This is a genomic window from Streptomyces sp. SID14478, assembly GCF_010548525.1.
Taxonomy (GTDB): domain Bacteria; phylum Actinomycetota; class Actinomycetes; order Streptomycetales; family Streptomycetaceae; genus Streptomyces.
In genome coordinates, this window is record NZ_JAAGMG010000964.1 from 1 (window position 1) to 1,565 (window position 1,565).

Here is a 1,565-nt window from a genome sequence, read left to right on the forward strand (position 1 = left end):
GGCGCGGACCGAGAGGACCACGGCCTCGACGCGGGCCACCAGCGGCTCGAACCAGGGCAGCGCGAGCAGGATCAGGAGACCGGCGGCCCAGCCGAGGAGGACGTCGCTCAGCCAGTGCGTACCGAGGTAGACGGTGGTCAGGCCGACGCTCAGGGAGATCACCGCGGAGACCGCGGACAGCCAGCGCCGCGCACGCGGGGTGGAGGCGAGGTAGGCGAGGATGCCCCAGGTCACGACCGCGTTGGCGGTGTGTCCCGAAGGGAATATGTCGCCGCCCTGCCACATCTCGTTCGAGCCGATGAGGGTGGCGTAGTGGGGGCCGGCGCGGCCCATGCCGAGCTTGGCGGCGCCCACCGTCACGTTGAGCAGGAGCAGTGCGGTGCCGAACATCAGCAGCGGGCGCAGCGTGTGCTGGCGCCACGAGCGCCAGCCCAGCCACGCCATCACCATGACGGCGGTCGGGCCGCGCTGGCCCAGGACCACCCAGTAGTCGAGGAAGGCGTGGATCTCGGGCCACTGCTGGTAGGGCCGGAAGAACATGACCTGCCAGTCGAAGGCGACCAGCCACGACGTGCCCAGGACCGCCACGACGATGGCGAGGTAGAACGCCAGGGTCAGGCCGAGGAGCACGACGCGGTGCCGGCTCATCCTGGGGATGTCCAGGTTGGCCGGCCGTTCGGGCTCGCGGTCGAGCCGGGCGAAGACCCGCGCGAGGCGGCGGGTCAGGTTTCGTTCGGTACGCACCCAATCGACGCTACAGCGGGCGCGCTGCGGACTCGGACGAAACAGAGGCTTTGTGATGACGATGTGATGTGGGATTGATCTCAGAACGCCATTTATTCCCGGAGTTTTGGTAACCCGGGGCGGAAGTCCGAGCGAATTCAATGATCGTTTCCAGCGGCTTGTTATAGCGCCCTTATGAATGCGTTCACCGGTTGCTGGCACGGAATTCTCCGTCCGCTCATCGGATCCGGCCGAGTCGATCAAGGTCGCTCAGGAGCGGTCGCCCGCGGTCACGGTGGGCCGGATCCGTTCAGCCAGAACGCTCCGTAGACCGCCGAGACCAGCGCGAGGCCGCCGAGCAGCCACCATGCCCGGCCGGCCCGCCACCGGGCGGCCGCCGCCGCGATCGGCAACAGCAGCGGGAACGCGGGCAACAGCAGCCGCGGCTTCGAACCGAAGTACCCCGAAGCGCACAGGGCAAGCGCGACGACGATCCCGGTGTAGACGAGCAGCGGCACCGGCTGCCGCTGCCGCACCCCGGCCACGTAGAGCCAGATCACCAGCGCCACCCCGACGATCAGCCCGAGGCCGGCGAGCGCGCCCAGCGGTGACGTGAACTTGTCGCCGACGAAGCGCGCGAACGACAGGCCCCCGTCGAACCCGTTGCCCCACTGCCCCTGCACGTCGAGATAGCCGAGGAGCCCGCCGCCGGTGCGGTGTCCGACCCACAGGACGTACGCGGCCGCGCCCGCCGGGGCGAGCAGCACGCCGAGCACCAGGCGCCACGGCGCGCGACGCTCGCGCACGACCCACAGTGCGGCCGCCACCCACACCGCCGCCAC

The 1,565-nt window shown here is 70.1% G+C and carries 1 protein-coding gene and 1 pseudogene; both read right to left on the reverse strand.

Annotated features, from left to right (window positions below; all coding sequences use genetic code 11):
- On the reverse strand, window positions 1–744 hold a 744-nt coding region (locus G3I40_RS31110), incomplete at its 3' end, for a phosphatase PAP2 family protein (RefSeq protein ID WP_164305961.1).
- Between the two features lie 269 nt (window positions 745–1,013).
- A pseudogene (locus tag G3I40_RS31115) lies at window positions 1,014–1,565 on the reverse strand (hypothetical protein); the annotation flags it as partial.